Origin of the sequence: Nocardia brasiliensis IFM 10847, from assembly GCF_000710915.1 — a bacterium.
GTDB lineage: Bacteria > Actinomycetota > Actinomycetes > Mycobacteriales > Mycobacteriaceae > Nocardia > Nocardia brasiliensis_A.
The window spans coordinates 12,994-30,770 of record NZ_BAUA01000184.1 but is presented as its reverse complement, the minus strand read 5'-3'; the positions used below and the strand labels follow the sequence as shown (position 1 = coordinate 30,770).

Here is a 17,777-nt window from a genome sequence, read left to right as displayed (position 1 = left end):
CGGCCGCGGCACTCACCTGCCGCTGCCGGCGTTGACATAGTGACGACCACAGGGTCGTCCCCGAAAATCCCAACTAGCTACGAGCGGGGAAGATTTCCGTGGCACAGGACGTGCTCACCGACCTGAACAAGGTCCGCAACATCGGCATCATGGCCCACATTGATGCGGGCAAGACGACCACAACTGAACGCATCCTCTTCTACACCGGTATCACCTACAAGATCGGTGAGGTCCACGACGGCGCGGCCACGATGGACTGGATGGAGCAGGAGCAGGAGCGTGGTATCACCATCACCTCCGCGGCTACCACGTGCTTCTGGAACGACAACCAGATCAACATCATCGACACCCCCGGGCACGTCGACTTCACCGTCGAGGTGGAGCGGTCGCTGCGCGTGCTCGACGGCGCCGTTGCGGTGTTCGACGGCAAGGAAGGCGTCGAGCCGCAGTCCGAGCAGGTGTGGCGTCAGGCCGACAAGTACGACGTGCCGCGAATCTGCTTCGTCAACAAGATGGACAAGCTCGGCGCGGACTTCTACTTCACCGTGCAGACCATCAAGGACCGCCTCGGTGCCAAGCCGCTGGTCATCCAGCTGCCGATCGGCGCGGAGGACACCTTCGAGGGCATCGTCGACCTGGTCGAGATGAACGCCAAGGTCTGGAAGGGCGAGACCAAGCTCGGCGAGAAGTACGAGGTCGAGGAGATCCCGGCCGATCTCAAGGAGAAGGCCGAGCAGTACCGTCAGGAACTGCTGGAGACCGTCGCCGAGTCCGACGAGGCGCTGCTCGAGAAGTTCTTCGGCGGCGAGGAGCTCACGATCGAGGAGATCAAGGGCGCCATCCGCAAGATGACGGTCAACTCCGAGCTGTACCCGATCCTGTGTGGCTCCGCGTTCAAGAACAAGGGCGTGCAGCCCATGCTCGACGCGGTGATCGACTACCTGCCGACTCCGCTGGACGACGGCGGCACCGACGGTCACGTGCCGAACAAGGAAGACGAGGTCATCCACCGCGACGCGAACACCTCGGAGCCGTTCGCGGCGCTGGCGTTCAAGATCGCCGTGCACCCCTTCTTCGGCAAGCTGACCTACGTCCGCGTGTACTCCGGCAAGGTCGACTCCGGCGCCCAGGTCATCAACTCGACCAAGGGTAAGAAGGAGCGTCTGGGCAAGCTGTTCCAGATGCACTCCAACAAGGAGAACCCGGTCGGCGAGGCCATGGCCGGCCACATCTACGCGGTCATCGGCCTGAAGGACACCACCACCGGTGACACCCTCTGCGATCCGCAGAACCAGATCGTGCTCGAGTCCATGACCTTCCCGGACCCGGTCATCGAGGTCTCCATCGAGCCGAAGACCAAGTCCGACCAGGAGAAGCTGGGCACCGCGATCCAGCGTCTGTCGGAAGAGGACCCGACCTTCTCGGTCAAGCTCGACCAGGAGACCGGCCAGACCGTCATCGGCGGTATGGGCGAGCTCCACCTCGACATCCTCGTCGACCGCATGCGTCGCGAGTTCAAGGTCGAGGCGAACGTCGGCAAGCCGCAGGTGGCCTACCGCGAGACGATCACCAAGAAGGTCGAGAAGCTCGAGTTCACCCACAAGAAGCAGACGGGTGGCTCCGGCCAGTTCGCGAAGGTCATCATCGCCCTCGAGCCGTTCGTCGGCGAGGACGGCGCGACCTACGAGTTCGAGAACAAGGTCTCGGGTGGTCGCGTTCCGCGCGAGTACATCCCTTCGGTGGACGCCGGTGCGCAGGACGCCATGCAGTACGGTGTGCTCGCGGGCTACCCGCTGGTGAACCTGAAGGTCATCCTGCTCGACGGCGCTTACCACGACGTCGACTCTTCGGAAATGGCGTTCAAGATCGCCGGCTCGCAGGCCCTGAAGGAAGCGGCTCGTAAAGCCGGTCCGGTGATTCTCGAACCGCTGATGGCGGTCGAGGTCATCACGCCCGAGGACTACATGGGCGAAGTGATCGGCGACCTGAACTCCCGCCGTGGCCAGATCCAGGCCATGGAGGAACGCAGTGGTGCCCGTGTCGTCAAGGCGCTGGTTCCGCTCTCGGAGATGTTCGGTTACATCGGTGACCTGCGGTCGAAGACCCAGGGCCGGGCGAACTACTCCATGGTGTTCAACTCGTACGCGGAGGTTCCGGCCAACGTGTCGAAGGAGATCATCGCCAAGGCGACCGGCGAGTAAGACCTCGTTGGGGGCAGGTGCAAGACTTGCCCCCAATGGCCGGGAGTCAGCACGACCCCAAGTAATAACCGCACTGCTGCAACTGCACGCACCAACAAGTCCAGGAGGACACCACAGTGGCGAAGGCGAAGTTCGAGCGGACGAAGCCGCACGTCAACATCGGCACCATCGGTCACGTCGACCACGGCAAGACCACGCTGACCGCAGCGATCACGAAGGTGCTGGCTGACAAGTACCCGGATCTGAACGAGAGCTTTGCCTTCGATCAGATCGACAAGGCGCCGGAGGAGAAGGCTCGTGGTATCACGATCAACATCTCCCACGTCGAATACCAGACGGAAAAGCGCCACTACGCGCACGTCGACGCGCCGGGTCACGCCGACTACATCAAGAACATGATCACCGGTGCGGCGCAGATGGACGGTGCCATCCTCGTGGTCGCCGCCACCGACGGCCCGATGCCCCAGACGCGTGAGCACGTGCTGCTCGCCCGTCAGGTCGGCGTGCCCTACATCCTGGTCGCGCTGAACAAGTCGGACATGGTCGACGACGAGGAAATCCTCGAGCTCGTCGAGATGGAGGTCCGCGAACTGCTGGCCGCCCAGGAATTCGACGAGGACGCGCCGGTCGTGCGCGTCTCCGGTCTGAAGGCGCTCGAGGGCGACCCGAAGTGGACCGAGTCGGTTCTGGAACTGATGAACGCCGTCGACGAGTCGATCCCGGACCCGGTCCGTGAGACCGAGAAGCCGTTCCTCATGCCCGTCGAGGACGTGTTCACCATCACCGGTCGTGGCACCGTCGTCACCGGTCGTGTCGAGCGCGGCATCATCAACGTGAACGAGGAAGTCGAGATCGTCGGCATCCGCGAGAAGAGCACCAAGACCACCGTCACCGGTATCGAGATGTTCCGCAAGCTGCTCGATCAGGGCCAGGCGGGCGACAACGTCGGTCTGCTCGTTCGTGGTATCAAGCGCGAAGATGTCGAGCGTGGCCAGGTCGTCGTGAAGCCGGGCACCACCACCCCGCACACCGAGTTCGAGGGCCAGGCGTACATCCTGTCGAAGGACGAGGGTGGCCGCCACACCCCGTTCTTCAACAACTACCGTCCGCAGTTCTACTTCCGTACGACTGACGTGACGGGCGTTGTGACCCTGCCCGAGGGCACCGAGATGGTCATGCCCGGTGACAACACCGAGATGTCCGTCAAGCTGATCCAGCCGGTCGCCATGGACGAGGGTCTGCGCTTCGCGATCCGCGAGGGTGGCCGCACCGTCGGCGCCGGTCGCGTCACGAAGATCATCAAGTGATTCCCTGAATCGCTGACCCGAACGGCGTCGCTCCTCCGGAGCGGCGCCGTTCGGCGTTTCGGGGGGTGGGTCGGCAGACGTTCGCGAACATCCGAGGTAGTGTGGATGTTATGAGTGCGGCGTATGACGTTGTTCCCTTCAGTGAACTGCTACACAAGCCCGCCGTGACGGCTGGGCTGCTGGATCAGGTCCGGGCTGTGCGTCTGCGCCGTCGGGACGCGGGCGACCTCGCGCTGATGCGGGTCGAGCAGCTCGACGCCGAGGGTGCCGTCGTCGATTTCACCGCGCGTCTGCTGGCCGGATTGGTCCGCCGGGTCGGTGCAGAGGCGGTGCGTGATGTGCTGCCGGACGCTGTTCCCTGGGTGGCATTCCTGCCCGATGCGGACATGGACCAGTTCTTACGGGAACTTGTCGCGGTAGCGCAGGGTGCCGCAGCTCTGGAAAACCTCGCCCCCATCGCGTCCTTGCTGACGCAGTGGCGGCACACCGCGGAGATCTATGCTGATCCCGCACTGCTCGAACTGGTCGTCAAGGAGCCGGAAGGTGACTTCGGCCCGGCCCCGGTCCCCGACGAGTCCGAGTCCGACCTGTGAGCCCCAAACGCGGTGACCGCGCCGCGCCCCCTGCAATCGGCGGTGAATTCGAAATTCGTTTGGCGACAAGCGAATCCTGCCAGGGGTGGGAACAGTTGGCTGCCCAGGCCCAGGCAATCTGCGCCGAGCCTACGACGTGATCAGAGCCGACCCGAGAGCGAAGGCCAACCCGGACCGCCGGCATCGGCTCAAAGGCGGGCTCGGCTCTGCGACCTGGAAAGGTATCCCGCTGGAGCGTTGGCAATACAAGGTCACGGGCAGCGGCCGAATCTGGTAACTCATCGATGATGACCAACGCACCGTGTGGATCGTCTATGCGGGCACCGGGCACCCGAAAGCCACTGACTGACATCGCTACCCGTATGCACGGTTGAACTGCCGACTAGCGTCGCTGGTCCTCGATCAGGTCGCTTACCGAGCCGTGACAACTGACCGGTTCTGGTGCGCGGAGCTTGGGTGCTCGCGCAGGCCGGATGCGGGCTTCGGAGCGCGGCTGGTCCGAGTTGGAGCGGGGATGAACTGGGCCTGTGTGGGCAATCGAGTGCCCGTCGTCGGTGACGGTGAGTGTTTGCCCAGCGCGGACTTTCGCGAGGTAACGGTGCAAATCTTCCTGAAGTGCGCGTATGTCGACGTTGATGGTCGTCCTTCCGGGTCGGTCAGGGGGCCGGGGCGAGGTGGGTCAGGCGGAGGAGGAGGTAGGCGGGGTTGGTGCAGGCGGTGGCGGTGAAGGGGAACGGGTGGGGGACGGGGGCGTTGGGCGGGGCGACGAGTAGGTGGGTGGTGGGGGCTCGGTCGCATTCGAAGTTGCCCGCCTGGGTGTAGCGGAGCGTGGAGGCGGCGGTTGAGCCGGGAGAGAGGGTGAGCGGTTGTGGGAGAGTGCTTTCGGTGTCTGGTTCGGCAGGGGGACCGACGGGGGTCGGGGGTGTGCCTGCGGCCAGTGAGACGGTGGGGTAGCCGGTGAGGGAGCAGGGGACGGTGCCTGTGTTGGTGAAGCGCAGGGAAAGGTAGACGTGGCCTGTGGCGCCTTCCGGCGTGCCCGCCGTGACCGTGAGATCTTTTGCGGCGCAGGATGATATGCCTTCGGGCGCGGTCGTGAGCGGCGGGGCGGGGCTGCTGGCCGGCGGTGGGGGCAGCGTCGTGGCGGAGGCCGATGGCGTGGTGGCAGCGCCGGATCGGTCCGGCGTATCGGCTCCGCACGCGGTCAGGGGCAGAGCCACAGCGAGGAGGGCCAATGCGGTGCCACGCATGCCGCCACCCTAACCCCGCCGGGTCGGGGCCAGCGGGGGAATGGGCAGGGTGGTTCGGTCAGCGGACCGCGGCGTGGTTCAGCAGCCGAAGGCTTGGCCGACCGAGCTTTCGCGTTGCGCTGCGGGGACTTCCCGCAGACAGCCCAGCGCGACGATGCCGTCGTCGCTCATCTGTACGCCGCTGCGGTCGGTCGGGTTGACGCAGGTGAGGCCGCTCGTCGCGATGCGGCAGGTGTAGTCGTCGAAGGTCAGGGTGCTGTCGTAGGGCAGCGTCTGGCCGTTGCCGTTGATGAAAAGACCAGGGTCGCCGCGGAATTGGCCGACTGTCAGTTTCGTACCGGTGTAGTTGACGTAGCCGCCGTCCCAGTTGCCGAAACCTTCGCCGGGCTTCGGTATCGGGCTCTTCAGTTTGACGACACAGTTGAGTCCGTCGATCCCGTACTCGGTCCCGGTGATGCAACTGATCTTGCCGGACGGGCTGGTGAAGGCGATATCGCCGTTCAGTGCGGTGGCAGGCCTGCCCTCGGTGGTGACGGAGCGATACTGGCCGACGTCGGCGGCGCTGCCCGCCCGTACCCAGGCGATGCGCTCCTTCAGTTGCCCCTCGCGACTGGAGGCGGTCGGGGAAGGCGCGGCGGTGGTCGTCTTCGCCGGCGGATGGTCCTCGGCCGCCTGAGGGCGGCCGGTGGTGGACTGGGAGCAGGCGCTGAGCGCCAAAACAAGGGCAACCAGTGCCGCAATACGCATGCCCGCCACCCTAATGCGGCCTCGCACATCCGTGACTCGCAAGCGCTCCGAGCGGCCTCGCACATTCGTGACTCGCAAGCGCTCTGAGCGGTCTCGCACAGTCGTGACTTGCAAGGCTGCTGTGGGGCGTTCGATGTCTGGGAGGTCGTTGTGGCGCAAGGGGTTATGTCGGGGGGTGGGATGAGGGGTGGGGGAACGATGACCTCGGGGGTTATCGCGGGATGTCGGTGTTTTGGTTAGCGTCGACGGGGAGCGATGATCAGCAGATCCGGAGGAAACGATGAGCAAGTCCAGCCTCGCCGCGGAGCTCGATGTCACCGAGGGGGCGTTGCGGCACGGCATGCCTTATCTGGCGATGGGGGCCGGACGTCCGCTGGTGTTTTTGCGGTGGTTCACGCCGGACCATGCCAACCCGCGGGGCTGGATGCGGGATTCGGAAATCAAGATGCTGGCACCGCTGGCCAGGCACTTCCGGGTGTACGCGGTAAGCCGGGCGCCCGGCATGGCAGCCGGCACGACGATGGCCGATATCGCCGCCGAGCACGCGGACGCGTTGCGTGCCGAGTTCGGTGAGCCCGTGGATGTGGTCGGTGTGTCGTCGGGTGGCTCGGTGGCGCTGCAACTCGCGGTGGATCATCCGACCGCAGTGCGCCGTTTGATCGTCGCGTCCTCGGGCTACCGGTTGGATCCGCTCGCGAAGGAGAGCCAGATCCGTTACGGCGAAGCGGCTTTCGCCGGTCGGCGCGCCCTGCATCACATGGCGTCGACCACTGTCTCCTCGCCGATCCTGGCGCGGGTAGCGGGTGCGGCGATGTGGTTGATCGATCCGTTGGCACGCCCGAAGAACCCGGCGGACACCCTGGCCTTCCTGCGTGCCGAGGACGACTTCGATCTCTCCGACCGGCTCGGTGAAATCCTCGTCCCCACCCTCGTTCTCGGCGGTGAACGGGACGCCGGCTACAGCACCGAGAACTTCCGGCGAACCGCCGACGGCATCCCCGATTCCCGCCTGATCATCTACCCCGGAACCAGCCACACCGGCGTAACCCGCCACCCCCGCTTCGCTCCCGACATCACTGAATTCCTCACCGCCCGAACCCCGCTCACGCCCTGAGTCGGTCAGTCCCGGTTCCCGCACCTGTCCGAGCTGGTCCGCGGCGTGTCCCCGGCAAGTCGGGGTGCGGGAAGACGGAAGGGGTGCGGGAACCCCTGCCCCGCGCTCAGATACGCGGACTAGGCGTCCAGCGGCCGACCCGGCGGCCGTAGGCAGCCGCCCGGCCCGCTGCCCGGATGCGGCGCGCCAGGTGCGCTGGGTCCGCGAGGTCGTGCCAAGACCAGCGCACCACCATCCACCCGAGCGCCCGGAGTCGATCTGCACGGTTCCTTTCGGCGATCGCCGACTGTCCAAGTGTTCGTAATACGCTGTGGCACTGCATCTTTCCGCCGAATTCCCCGATCACCCCCAGCTCGGGGAACAGGAAGTCGACCCGGCCCACGCAGACTTCGTCGTCGGTGAAAACCCGGGCCTGCAACTCGGGCGCGGGCAGTCCGCATTCACGGAAAGCCACGCGACTCCGCGACTCCCCGATACTTCCACTGCGACCGTCGAGGAAGTCGATGGTGTGTGCGGCCCGTCGAGCTCCCCGGCGATGTCGCGCGCGAGAAAGGTACTCCTGCAGTTCATCCGCCGTGGTGAGGCCCTGGTGCAGCGCGTTGTCGCCGATGACGACGGCCTGCTCGAAACTCGCCGAGCGAGCGATGTCGATCACCGTCCGGGGCGCGGTGGTCACCTGGAGCCCGTTGACGATGGTGATCTCGTCGGGCGTCAGCTGTGCCGAATGGACCACCAACTGATTGGTGACGCGCCCGCCGTTGATCCGGTTGCGGGTCAAGTGCACGCGGTCCAGTGGGATCGACCAGCACGGGACGCCGTGCAGCACCACGGCCGAACAATGGCTGGCTACAGCGTCTTCCGACATCGTCTCGCAGGTCGCGAGCGCGAGCACCAGATGGCGGCCCGCCGGTGTGAGCCCCGGCTCGGGCGCGTTGACGTAGCGCCCGGACCGCACCCGCCACCACGATCCGTCCAGGCAACGCCTGCGCAGTTCACTATCGGAGATCCCCGCCGCCAGCGCCTGCTGCCGCGAGATCAGTTGCGGTGCATCCATACCGCGATCGTGAACCACCCGGCTCCCGGAAACCACCCGTCGCTCCCCAATTGGGGATAACACGCACCCTGTGCATAACTTTCGATCCCCACTTCGCGAACTCAGCCGAGCTGGGTCATCCCGGCGGCGACGACCTGAGCGACGTTGAGCAACTCGTCGGCGGTGGGGAGGGGCACGCCGTCGAGGGCGTGCAGCCGATCGGTGCTGGCGATGGCGAACATGGCCGAGACCCACGCGGCGGCGCAGGCGCGCAGGGTGCCGGGCCGCACCGGGGCAGGCGCGCTGGCCTGTAGTACTCGTGCGGTGACATCGAGCAATTGATCCCGCAGACGGCGCAATTGGCGCCGGACGTCGGGGTGGGTGTCGGCCTCGCGCCACATGATCACCCGCAGCACCGAGGAGTGGTGGTCGCGCAGGTTCAGCGCCGCGTCCAGCGCGACCAGGCTGGCCGCGGGATCGCCGGGCGCCACCACGGTGCCGATATCTTCGATCGGGTGGGCGGGGACCCGCTCGGCCATCAGGGTCGACAGGATCGAATCCTTGGTCGGGAAGTAGTAGAAGACAAGGCCTTTGGGCACGCCCGCAGCACCGGCGATGGCCGCCGTGGCGGTGGCGTCGAAGCCTTGTTCGGCGAAGAGCTGCTCGGCCGAGTCCAAGATGAGTTGCCGGGCGTCACCGTCCACTTTCGCGCTGCGGCGACGCCCGGCGGCGGGTTCCTTGCCCGGTCGGCGGGCGGCCCGCCGACCGGGTTTCGGCATCTGCATCAGTGGTGTGGCGCCGTGCTGTGCAGACGTCCCGACACCGTCGGCAGCGCCGCTACCGCGACCACCGCCGTCACTACCCCGACTACCCATGCGGTCCAGGATGCGCCGCGGTAATCGCTGAAGTCCATGGCCCACGGGGAAATGAACAGCAGCACGCCGAACAGGCCCATCGCGTAGTCGGCGTTCGCGCCGATCGCGGGCCGGTACATCTGCGCCAGCCCGGTGAGGGCGATGAGCACGCCGAGCACGATCAGCGACCACATCGCTTTGTCGGTGGTTTCCAGCCACAGGGGTGAGAGCGCGGCGAAGACGCCCAGCACTACGGCCAGGAAGTCCTGTGCGCGGCTTTCGGTGAACATGGTGTGCCTCCTAGGGCTCAGGATTATGTCCTACCTCTGGGTATAGACCTGATTGACCGCCCGATCAATATCGGTTCGGCTACGATTGCACCGCGATTGTCGAGTGATCGGGCTCACTCCGGCAGCGCACCAAGCAACCGTTAGGGTGAGCTGCGTGGCACCTTCAGCAACAGACACCGCGCCGATCGTGATCGTGGGCGCCGGCCTGGCCGGTTTGCGCACCGCCGAGGAATTGCGCCGTACCGGATACGAGGGTGCGCTCGTCCTGCTGGGCGACGAACCGCGCCTGCCCTACGACCGGCCGCCGCTGTCCAAACAGTTCGTTCGTGGCGAAACCGACGACACCACGTTGCGTCCCGACGAGTTCTACACCGAGAAGCAGATCGATGTGCGGCTCGGCATCGAGGCCGTCGGCCTGGACACCGCGGCGCGGCAGGTGCGTCTCGCCGACGGCACGGCCCTCGACTACGCACAGCTGATCATCGCCACCGGCCTGCGTCCGCGCCGGCTGCCCGGGCTGCCCGACCTGACCGGTATGCACGTGCTGCGCGGCCACGCCGACGCCCTCGCCTTGCGTAGCGAATTGGCGACGGCGACAACGGCACTCGTGATCGGCGCGGGTTTCATCGGCTGCGAGCTGGCGGCCAGTTTCCGGGCGCGCGGCGTCGCGGTGGTGCTGGTCGAGCCGCAGCCGGCGCCGCTGGCCGGTGTGCTCGGCGAGCGGGTCGGCGAATTGGTGGCCAGGATGCACCGTGCCGAGGGCGTCGACCTGCGCTGCGGGGTGGGGCTGCACACGCTGCTCGCGGACGGCGAGCGGGTGCGCGGCGCGATCCTGTCCGACGGCACGGAGGTGGCCGCCGATCTGGTGGTGATCGGGGTCGGCTCGCGTCCGGTGACGGAGTGGCTGGCCGAATCCGGCATCGCGCTCGCCGATCCGGCGGCGGGCGGCGGGGTGCTGGCCGACGAGGTGGGGCGCACCTCGGCGGAGGGGGTCTGGGCGGTCGGCGACGTCGCCGCCTGGCAACAGGGGGCCGGACACCGCAAGCGGATCGAGCACTGGACCAATGCGGGCGAGCAGGCGCGGCTGGTCGCCTGCGCGCTGCTCGGCGCCGCCGCGCCGACCGCGGCCCGGGTGCCGTACTTCTGGAGCGACCAGTACGACGTGAAGATCCAGGCGCTCGGCACGCCGGCCGCGACCGACGACGTCGACGTGGCCGTCGACGACGGCCGCAAGTTCCTCGCCTACTACTCCAGAGACGGCAGGCTGACCGGTGTGGTCGGGGCGGGCACCACGGCACAGGTCATGAAGACCAGGGCGAAGATCGCCGCGGGCGCACCGGTTTCGGAGTTGCTCACGCCGAGCTGAGCGGTGGTCGTCCGGTGCCGCCGAGGGGCGCGGGGCACACGCCCGCCTGCCGCTCGAGCCGCCGTCGTGGGCACCGTGTCCGGGCCCTGTAATACGGTTGTCGATGTGATCGTCGCGCTCATCGATTCGGGTCTCGGCTTGCTGCCCACATCCGCTTGGCTGCGCAAGCTGCGGCCGGACGTGGATCTGCTGCTGCAATTGGACCCGGACGGCGCGCCGTGGGGGCCGAAGCCGGAGCAGTGGACGATCGACCGCGTGGTCCGGGCCGCCGGGATGTCCATCGAGCTGGGCGCCGAAGTCATCGTCATCCCGTGCAACACGGCCAGCGTCACCGCCCTGGAGCATGTGCGCGCGGAGGTCGGTCCTGATGTGCCGGTGATCGGCACCGTGCCCGCGATCAAACCGGCCGCGGCCGTCTGCCGCTCGGTGGCGGTTTGGGCCACCGCGGCCACCACCGCCAGCCGGTACCAGGCGGATCTGATCGCGAAGTTCGGCGGCAACGCCGACGTGGTCGGCGTGGCCTGCCACGGTCTGGCCGATGCGATCGACCGCGGTGACCTGGTCGGTGCGCGCGAGTCCATCGCGCGGGCGGTCGCGGAGACCCCCGACGACGTCGAAGGCGTCGTACTCGGCTGTACGCACTATCCGCTGGTGATCGATGCCATCGTCGCCGCGCTGCCCGACGGCGTCCGGCTCTTCGACAGCGCGCAAGCCGTTGCCGCGCAGACTATCCGGCGCATGGACGCACTCGGTCGCCCGACGCCGGGCAACGGCGCGGTGCTGGTCCGAAACAGTGGCAGGCCCGGCGAATTGCCCGCCAGCGCTGCGGCTTTCGAATCCGGCCGGATCCTGGGCGCCCAGGGCTGAAGTGACCCGCCGGGAGGTGTCCGCGATGACCGAAGGCCCGCAGACCGCGGCCGCGGTGCAAGCCGCGCTGCGGGAGATCGCCGATCCCGCCGATGCGATCCATCTGCAACGGTTCTTCAAGACCGGCCCCGGTGAGTACGGCGAGGGCGACGTGTTCATCGGCGTGCGCGTCCCGGCGACCCGCGGCGTCGCGAAACGCTTTGCGGCACTATCCCTCGACGAGATCGACCTGCTGCTGGACAGTCCGGTGCACGAGGACCGTCTCGCCGGGTTGGTCGTGCTCAATGCCCGGTTCGCCAAGGCGTCCAAGCCGCGCACCTTCGACGACGCGGCCCGCGCGGAAATGGTGGACCGCTATCTGGCCGCCGTGCGCCGGGGCCGGGTGAACAACTGGGATCTGGTCGACGTGTCCGCCGAGAACATCATCGGTCCGTGGCTGCTGGACAAACCACGCGAGCTGCTGTTCGAATTGGCCGCCGCGGACTCGCTGTGGGAGCGGCGGGTCGCGCTGCTGTCGACCTTTGCCTTCATCAAATCCGGGGACGCCACAACCACATTCGAGCTGTCCGAGCGGCTGCTCGACGATCGCCGCGACCTCATTCAAAAGGCCCTCGGCTGGATGCTGCGCGAGGTGGGCAAGCGGATCGATCAGCGCCTGCTCACCGGCTTCCTGGACAAGCACGCCGCCGATCTCGGTCGCACCGCACTCAGCTATGCGACCGAACATCTCGATCCCGCGGTGCGCGCGCACTATCGCGCGCGCTGAGCGATCAGAACTGGATCTTCAGGTGATCGGTCACCGGATGTGCCTGGCAGCCGAGGATATAGCCGTTCTCGATGTCCTCGGGGTCGAGGATCTCCGCGTTGTCCATCTCCACCTTGCCCTCGAGCACCGTGCACGCGCACGACCCGCATTCGCCCTCCTGGCAGGAATACGGCACGTCCAGGCCCTTTGCCAGCATGATGTCGACCAGGGTCTGCTTGCGCGGCCAGGACAGCTCGTGCACTTCGCCGTCGAGTTCCACCTCGACCGTGGCGGCGTCGGCCGCTTCCGCGTCGGACACCTCGACCGGCGCCTGGTCCGCGAACGGGTCGCCCGCAAGGGAATTGAACACTTCGGCGTGCGTGCGCGAGCGCGGCACGCCGAGCTGGGCGAGCGCGTCGTGCACCCGGTCCATGAACGGTTTCGGCCCGCACATGAACGCTTCGAAGCTCTGGTAGGGCGAGGCCAGGGTGGCCAGCGCATCGGCGGTCGGCAGGCCCTGCAGATGCTCGAGCCAGTGGATCACGGTCAGGCGCTGCGGATGTTTGTCGGCCAGGTCGCGCAGTTCGTCGGCGAAGATCACCGATTCGTGGTCACGGTTGGCGTACACCAGCACGATTCGGCCGCTGCCCCGCGCGAGCGCCGATTTCAGGATCGACATCACCGGTGTGATGCCGCTGCCCGCGCCGAACAGCAGCAGGTCCGCGTCGAGATCCTTCGGCGTGAAAACACCTGAGGGCGGCAGCAGTTCGAGCGAATCGCCCGCTTTCACGTTGTCGCACACCCAGTTCGAGCCGTAGCCGCCGGCAGTTCGCTTGACGGTGACCTTCGGGCGGTCGTCGGTGAACGGCGAACTGGCCAGGGAGTAGCACCGCGCCACCGAGCCCGTCAGGTCGCTGGGGATGCGCAGGGTCAGGAACTGGCCGGGGTGGTAGCGGAACCGCTCGGCGAGTTCGTCGGGCACCTCGAAGATCAGCGAACAGGTATCGGGCGTTTCCGCGATGACCGCTGCTACCCGCAGCACGACCGAACGTGAGCCGTGTGGAACCTCGACGGTAGTCATGTCGTCCTCTCGAACCGGGCGCAGGCGCTACTCGGCGCCAAAACTAGAACGTGTTTCAGTTTTATCGTACGTCGGACGTCGGCTGCCGGACAAGCTGGGCCTCCAGCCCGGCGATCAGCACCTCCATGCCGAAGTCGTAGGCGTACTTCCCGCGCAGGTCGGCCATGTGCTTGGTGGCACGTTCGACGGCATTCGGGAGTGCGACATCCGACAGCGGCGCGCGGTCGCGCGGGTTCACCCGGCTGCGGCCGAACAGGTAGGTGTGAATGGTGGCATAGGCGGCCAGCACGTTGCGGTCGTTGAAACCCGCCTCGAACAGGATCTCCATGATGGCGGCGATCAGGTCGAGCTGTTTGCCGAGCATCTGCTCGATCAGCACGTCGCCCAGGCCGGGATGCTTGCGCAGCTTCTCGTCGATCTGGTCGATAAGATCGCGTAGCCGGATCTGCCACGGGCCGGATTCGGCTGGTGGCGTGCGCACTCCGGTGAGTGCGGCGGTGGCGACCAGGTCGAGCAGCTCGCGTTTGTCCGCGACGTAGTAATACGGCGCCATCGGGGAAACTCCGAGTTCGCGGGAGAGCCGTCGCATCGACAGTTTCTCCACGCCGTCTTCGCGGACCACTCGCAGCGCGGCCTCGACGATCTCGGACTCCGACAGAGTGTTGCCGCCCCCGCTCGCCTGCATTCGTCCGACTCCCATGCCACCTCTACCACCGCGGGCGCCTGTCGCCCGTCCCGTCCTGTTCAGCTGCTTTCTCTCCGAAGTCTAGAGGGCGCGGCCGCGCCCGGGTCGGTGTGCGGGTGACTCCGTCGCAATGGTGACGACCGACTCCGGCCGATCGACGCGGGCGCGGGCAGGCCGTTCTGCCTGCGGCGGCGAAGTCGTGCACAAGAACGTGTTCCATTTTGTCAGCGAATGACGTTATCGTGTGACCGGGGCTACATCGGGTAGCCACCGGATGCTTGCTCGGAGGTAGACATGCCGGAATACGGAGCCAACGGACACGCCGAGACCGACCACTCGGGCACGGTCGGCACCACCGAACCGCGCGAGGACACCGCACCGCTGGTCGAGGAGAGCCTCATCGAAGAGGTCTCCATCGACGGTATGTGCGGCGTCTACTGACAGGCGGAACGACCATGTTCGATCTCGACGACCGATGGCAGCTGCACCCCCGGGTGGCGCTGCGCCCGGAACCGTTCGGTGCCTTGCTCTACCATTTCGGCACCCGCAAACTCTCCTTCCTGAAGAGTCCGCGGATCGTCGAGATCGTGCGGTCGCTGCCCGCACACCAGTCCGCGCGGGCGGCCCTGGGCGCGGCGGGCATCACGGCGGAGAATTCCGCGCAGTATGTGAAAGCGCTGACACAGCTGGTCGATTCGGAGATGATCATCGAGGCGCCCGCCGCTGCTACGCGGACGCCCGCCGCCGCCGCTGCTGTGAGCGCGGCACCGTCGACGGCGGGGGTGGTCCCGCCGTCCGACGCGGCAGTGCCGCTGGTCGATCGGTTCGAATCCGGCCTGGCGGCACCGATTTGCCTCACCTGGGAACTGACCTACGCCTGCAACCTGTCCTGTGTGCACTGCCTGTCCTCGTCCGGCCGGCGGGATCCGCGCGAGCTCAGCACCGAACAGTGCAAGGCACTGATCGACGAGTTCGAGCGCATGCAGGTGTTCTACGTGAACATCGGCGGCGGCGAACCCACGGTGCGCCCGGACTTCTGGGAACTGGTCGACTACGCGACCGCGCACCACGTCGGCGTGAAGTTCTCCACCAACGGAGTTCGGATCACGCCCGAGGTGGCCGCCCGGCTGGCCGCGAGTGACTATGTCGACGTACAGATTTCGCTGGACGGCGCGGACGCGGCGGTGAACGACGCGGTGCGCGGGCCGGGTTCGTACGCGATGGCCATCCGCGCGCTGGAGAACCTTGCCGCGGCCGGCTTCCGCGATGCGAAGCTGTCCGTCGTGGCGACCAGGCACAACATCGGTCAGCTCGACGAGTTCCGGGCGATCGCCGAAAAATACGGCGCGACTTTGCGATTGACCAGGCTGCGGCCGTCCGGGCGCGGCGCGGACGTGTGGGACGAGCTGCACCCGACCCAGGAGCAGCAGCGGGTGCTCTACGACTGGCTGCTGCGCAACGGCGAGGGCGTGCTCACCGGCGACTCGTTCTTCCACCTGTCCGCGTTCGGTCAAGCGCTGCCCGGGCTGAACCTGTGCGGGGCCGGGCGGGTGGTCTGCCTGGTCGACCCGCTCGGCGACGTGTACGCCTGCCCGTTCGCCATCCATGACCGGTTCCATGCCGGAAACGTGGTGGCGGACGGCGGTTTTCGTACGGTATGGCAGGAGTCCGAGCTGTTCGCGGAGCTGCGCGCGCCCAGCGGTGGCGGCGCCTGCGCGTCGTGCAGTCACTACGACTCGTGCCGCGGCGGCTGCATGGCGGCCAAGTTCTTCACCGGCCTGCCCGCCGACGGACCGGACCCGGAATGCGTCCAGGGGTACGGCGAGGCGGCGCTGGCCGACCCGGCGCGGCTGATCCCGCGCTCCTCGGTCGATCACTCGCGGCGCGTGACACCACGCGCCGGCGCACGCAAACCCGCGCCCGTGCCGTTGACCCTGTCGGTGACGCGCCCGAGCGGATTTTCACCTGAACGGCGCCCGGCGCGCGCCTGTGACGAGAGTCCGCTGGCTTAAGCGAGGGCAATTGCCAGTGGTGTGCTGCCGAACGCGCGGCGGTCGAGTTCCGGTTTCGACCGGCCGATTGCCGTCGCGTTGCCGAATGCTGGAATCGTGTGAAATGCGCCGCGCCAACTTTGTCGGCGATATCCGTCGCGGCGTGCCGGCGGGCCCGATTCGTGCGGAATTCTGTCCTTTTAACCGGACTGATGATGCTTGTTCGCGAATCTCCGCCTAGCATGCCAGGAATGCGCCATGATCGCCTGCCCGACGGATTCGGGGTGCGGATTGATCCACGGGTACGCGCATACTCCGGAGGGCGAGTACTGATCGGCGGTTCTCCCGCCCGGTTGCTGCGACTTGCCCCGGAGGCCGCCGAGATGATCGGCGACGGGTACCTCGAGGTGACCGGGCCGAAGTCCGCGACCGTTGCCAGACGGCTGCTCGACTCCGGTGTCGCGAACCCGCGTCCGCGTCTGCTGCCCTCGCCCGAGGACGTCACCGTCATTGTGCCGCTGTACAACAACCCGGACGGGCTGGCCCGGCTGCTCGCGGCGTTGCGTGGCCACAACGTCATCGTGGTCGACGACGGCTCCGACCAGCCGGTGCACATCCCGCGCGATCGGGGCACCCGATGCCGGGTCACCGTGCTGCGCCACGATCAGCGGCAGGGCCCGGCGGCCGCGCGCAATGCCGGATTGAAGGCCGCGACAACCGACTTCGTCGCCTTCCTGGATTCCGACGTGGTGCCGCGCAGCGGCTGGCTCGAGGTGATGCTCGGGCACTTCAGCGATCCGGAGGTGGCGCTGGTGGCCCCACGGATCGTCGCGCTGGACCCGGAGTCCAACGCACTGGCCCGCTACGAGCACACCCGCTCCTCGTTGGATCTGGGCAGGCGCGAGGCGGCCGTGCAGTCGCACGGGATGGTGTCCTACGTGCCGAGCGCCGCGCTGCTCGTGCGCCGCCGCGCCTTGCTCGCACAGGACGGCTTCGACGAGTCGATGCAGGTCGCCGAGGATGTCGATCTGTGCTGGCGGCTGGAGCAGGCGGGCTGGCGGTTGCGCTATGAGCCCGCGGCCCACGTCGCGCACGACCACCGCGTGTCCTTCCGCGCCTGGTTCGGCCGGAAGATGTTCTACGGCACGGGCGCCGCGCCGCTCGGCGAGCGGCACCCGGGGATGGTCTCGCCGCTGTCGCTGCCGTCGTGGACCATGTTGGCGGCCTTCCTCTTCGCCACCAAGTCCAGGTGGGGCCTGCTCGGCGGGCTGGTCACCTTGGCGACCGCACTGGTGCGACTACGCCGGGTGTTCGCCGAGCTGGACAACCCGACCCGGATCGCCGCGATCTACCTTTCGCGCGGCTTCTTCGCCGGGCTGTGGCGGCTGGCCTCGGCGATGTGCCGGCACTACTGGCCGGTGACGCTGCTCGCGATGCTGGCCTCCAGGCGAATTCGGCGCATCGCGATCACCATGGCCGTCGCGGACGGCCTGGCCGACTGGTTCACCCATCGCGACGCCGGCGGCCTCGATCCGGTGCGCTATGTGGCCTATAAGCGGCTCGACGATATCGCCTACGGCACCGGGCTCTGGGTCGGCGCCTTCCGTGCCCGCAGCCCGGAATCGCTGAAACCCACTGCACCGTCGCACTGATTCG

General features: G+C 67.3%; 16 protein-coding genes and 1 pseudogene. 10 read left to right on the top strand and 7 right to left on the bottom strand.

Features of this window, described 5'->3' with window-relative positions:
• Positions 1 to 98: 98 nt before the first annotated feature.
• The 3 genes from fusA to NBRGI_RS35935 all read left to right on the top strand — a co-directional run bounded on the left by fusA (position 99) and on the right by NBRGI_RS35935 (position 4,101).
• Positions 99 to 2,201 (top strand): elongation factor G, encoded by a 2,103-nt coding sequence (fusA, locus tag NBRGI_RS35945; protein WP_014988438.1) that lies wholly within the window; start codon positions 99 to 101, stop codon positions 2,199 to 2,201.
• A gap of 116 nt (positions 2,202 to 2,317) precedes the next feature.
• On the top strand, positions 2,318 to 3,508 hold the full coding sequence (gene tuf / locus NBRGI_RS35940; RefSeq protein ID WP_029901625.1) for an elongation factor Tu: 1,191 nt from the start codon (positions 2,318 to 2,320) through the stop codon (positions 3,506 to 3,508).
• A gap of 110 nt (positions 3,509 to 3,618) precedes the next feature.
• The gene (locus NBRGI_RS35935) at positions 3,619 to 4,101 is read left to right on the top strand and encodes a hypothetical protein (RefSeq protein ID WP_029901624.1); all 483 of its coding nucleotides are present in this window, start codon (positions 3,619 to 3,621) and stop codon (positions 4,099 to 4,101) included.
• A gap of 656 nt (positions 4,102 to 4,757) precedes the next feature.
• Here NBRGI_RS35935 and NBRGI_RS50015 read toward each other — a convergent pair.
• Together NBRGI_RS50015 and NBRGI_RS35930 are read right to left on the bottom strand one after the other, a co-directional pair.
• On the bottom strand, positions 4,758 to 5,348 hold the full coding sequence (locus tag NBRGI_RS50015; RefSeq protein ID WP_081878370.1) for a DUF4232 domain-containing protein: 591 nt from the start codon (positions 5,346 to 5,348) through the stop codon (positions 4,758 to 4,760).
• Positions 5,349 to 5,426: 78 nt separating this feature from the next.
• Positions 5,427 to 6,095, bottom strand: a complete 669-nt coding sequence (locus NBRGI_RS35930) for a hypothetical protein (protein WP_063726355.1) — start codon at positions 6,093 to 6,095, stop codon at positions 5,427 to 5,429.
• A 280-nt stretch (positions 6,096 to 6,375) separates the two neighbouring features.
• On the opposite strand from NBRGI_RS35930, the gene NBRGI_RS35925 reads away from it, so the two are divergent.
• Complete coding sequence (locus NBRGI_RS35925; RefSeq protein WP_029901622.1) at positions 6,376 to 7,209, top strand: alpha/beta fold hydrolase; 834 nt, start codon at positions 6,376 to 6,378, stop codon at positions 7,207 to 7,209.
• 106 nt (positions 7,210 to 7,315) lie between these two features.
• On the opposite strand, the gene NBRGI_RS35920 is transcribed toward NBRGI_RS35925, so the two are convergent.
• The 3 genes from NBRGI_RS35920 to NBRGI_RS35910 all read right to left on the bottom strand — a co-directional run bounded on the left by NBRGI_RS35920 (position 7,316) and on the right by NBRGI_RS35910 (position 9,386).
• Positions 7,316 to 8,263 (bottom strand): type IV toxin-antitoxin system AbiEi family antitoxin domain-containing protein, encoded by a 948-nt coding sequence (locus tag NBRGI_RS35920; RefSeq protein WP_036562094.1) that lies wholly within the window; start codon positions 8,261 to 8,263, stop codon positions 7,316 to 7,318.
• 101 nt (positions 8,264 to 8,364) lie between these two features.
• Entirely contained in the window at positions 8,365 to 9,021 is a 657-nt protein-coding gene (locus NBRGI_RS35915; RefSeq protein WP_148311087.1) for a TetR/AcrR family transcriptional regulator, read from the bottom strand.
• A 5-nt stretch (positions 9,022 to 9,026) separates the two neighbouring features.
• Positions 9,027 to 9,386 (bottom strand): SPW repeat domain-containing protein, encoded by a 360-nt coding sequence (locus NBRGI_RS35910; RefSeq protein WP_029901619.1) that lies wholly within the window; start codon positions 9,384 to 9,386, stop codon positions 9,027 to 9,029.
• Between the two features lie 154 nt (positions 9,387 to 9,540).
• Between NBRGI_RS35910 and NBRGI_RS35905 the strand changes: the two genes are divergently transcribed.
• The 3 genes from NBRGI_RS35905 (at position 9,541) to NBRGI_RS35895 (ending at position 12,385) form a co-directional block, all read left to right on the top strand.
• The gene (locus tag NBRGI_RS35905; RefSeq protein WP_235211210.1) at positions 9,541 to 10,752 is read left to right on the top strand and encodes an NAD(P)/FAD-dependent oxidoreductase; all 1,212 of its coding nucleotides are present in this window, start codon (positions 9,541 to 9,543) and stop codon (positions 10,750 to 10,752) included.
• 105 nt (positions 10,753 to 10,857) lie between these two features.
• Positions 10,858 to 11,619, top strand: coding sequence for a glutamate racemase (locus tag NBRGI_RS35900; RefSeq protein ID WP_029901617.1), 762 nt, complete (start codon positions 10,858 to 10,860; stop codon positions 11,617 to 11,619).
• Between the two features lie 25 nt (positions 11,620 to 11,644).
• Positions 11,645 to 12,385: a DNA alkylation repair protein gene (locus NBRGI_RS35895; protein WP_029901616.1), complete on the top strand. Its 741-nt coding sequence runs from the start codon at positions 11,645 to 11,647 to the stop codon at positions 12,383 to 12,385.
• Between the two features lie 4 nt (positions 12,386 to 12,389).
• On the opposite strand, the gene NBRGI_RS35890 is transcribed toward NBRGI_RS35895, so the two are convergent.
• Positions 12,390 to 13,445 carry a ferredoxin--NADP reductase gene (locus NBRGI_RS35890; RefSeq protein WP_029901615.1) on the bottom strand — a complete coding sequence of 352 codons (1,056 nt, stop codon included), beginning with the start codon at positions 13,443 to 13,445 and terminating at the stop codon, positions 12,390 to 12,392.
• Positions 13,446 to 13,506: 61 nt separating this feature from the next.
• Positions 13,507 to 14,145, bottom strand: coding sequence for a mycofactocin system transcriptional regulator MftR2 (mftR2, locus tag NBRGI_RS35885; RefSeq protein ID WP_228833046.1), 639 nt, complete (start codon positions 14,143 to 14,145; stop codon positions 13,507 to 13,509).
• Between the two features lie 351 nt (positions 14,146 to 14,496).
• Between mftR2 and mftA the strand changes: the two are divergent.
• From mftA to mftF, 3 genes and pseudogenes are all read left to right on the top strand, one after another.
• Positions 14,497 to 14,571 (top strand): annotated as a pseudogene (gene mftA / locus NBRGI_RS50010) (mycofactocin precursor MftA); the annotation flags it as partial.
• A 14-nt stretch (positions 14,572 to 14,585) separates the two neighbouring features.
• Positions 14,586 to 16,142 carry a mycofactocin radical SAM maturase gene (gene mftC, locus NBRGI_RS35875; protein ID WP_081878369.1) on the top strand — a complete coding sequence of 519 codons (1,557 nt, stop codon included), beginning with the start codon at positions 14,586 to 14,588 and terminating at the stop codon, positions 16,140 to 16,142.
• Between the two features lie 230 nt (positions 16,143 to 16,372).
• Positions 16,373 to 17,773 carry a mycofactocin biosynthesis glycosyltransferase MftF gene (gene mftF / locus NBRGI_RS35870; RefSeq protein ID WP_029901613.1) on the top strand — a complete coding sequence of 467 codons (1,401 nt, stop codon included), beginning with the start codon at positions 16,373 to 16,375 and terminating at the stop codon, positions 17,771 to 17,773.
• Positions 17,774 to 17,777 lie beyond the last annotated feature (4 nt).

Bases quoted from the DNA above. Each gene is read 5' to 3' on its own strand.
- NBRGI_RS35915 (WP_148311087.1), bottom strand. From the start codon at position 9,021: ATGCCGAAACCCGGTCGGCGGGCCGCCCGCCGACCGGGCAAGGAACCC.
- NBRGI_RS35935 (WP_029901624.1), top strand. From the start codon at position 3,619: ATGAGTGCGGCGTATGACGTTGTTCCCTTCAGTGAACTGCTACACAAG.
- NBRGI_RS35920 (WP_036562094.1), bottom strand. From the start codon at position 8,263: ATGGATGCACCGCAACTGATCTCGCGGCAGCAGGCGCTGGCGGCGGGG.
- NBRGI_RS35890 (WP_029901615.1), bottom strand. From the start codon at position 13,445: ATGACTACCGTCGAGGTTCCACACGGCTCACGTTCGGTCGTGCTGCGG.
- NBRGI_RS35910 (WP_029901619.1), bottom strand. From the start codon at position 9,386: ATGTTCACCGAAAGCCGCGCACAGGACTTCCTGGCCGTAGTGCTGGGC.
- NBRGI_RS35930 (WP_063726355.1), bottom strand. From the start codon at position 6,095: ATGCGTATTGCGGCACTGGTTGCCCTTGTTTTGGCGCTCAGCGCCTGC.
- mftR2 (WP_228833046.1), bottom strand. From the start codon at position 14,145: ATGGGAGTCGGACGAATGCAGGCGAGCGGGGGCGGCAACACTCTGTCG.
- NBRGI_RS35895 (WP_029901616.1), top strand. From the start codon at position 11,645: ATGACCGAAGGCCCGCAGACCGCGGCCGCGGTGCAAGCCGCGCTGCGG.
- NBRGI_RS50015 (WP_081878370.1), bottom strand. From the start codon at position 5,348: ATGCGTGGCACCGCATTGGCCCTCCTCGCTGTGGCTCTGCCCCTGACC.
- mftC (WP_081878369.1), top strand. From the start codon at position 14,586: ATGTTCGATCTCGACGACCGATGGCAGCTGCACCCCCGGGTGGCGCTG.
- mftF (WP_029901613.1), top strand. From the start codon at position 16,373: ATGCGCCATGATCGCCTGCCCGACGGATTCGGGGTGCGGATTGATCCA.
- NBRGI_RS35925 (WP_029901622.1), top strand. From the start codon at position 6,376: ATGAGCAAGTCCAGCCTCGCCGCGGAGCTCGATGTCACCGAGGGGGCG.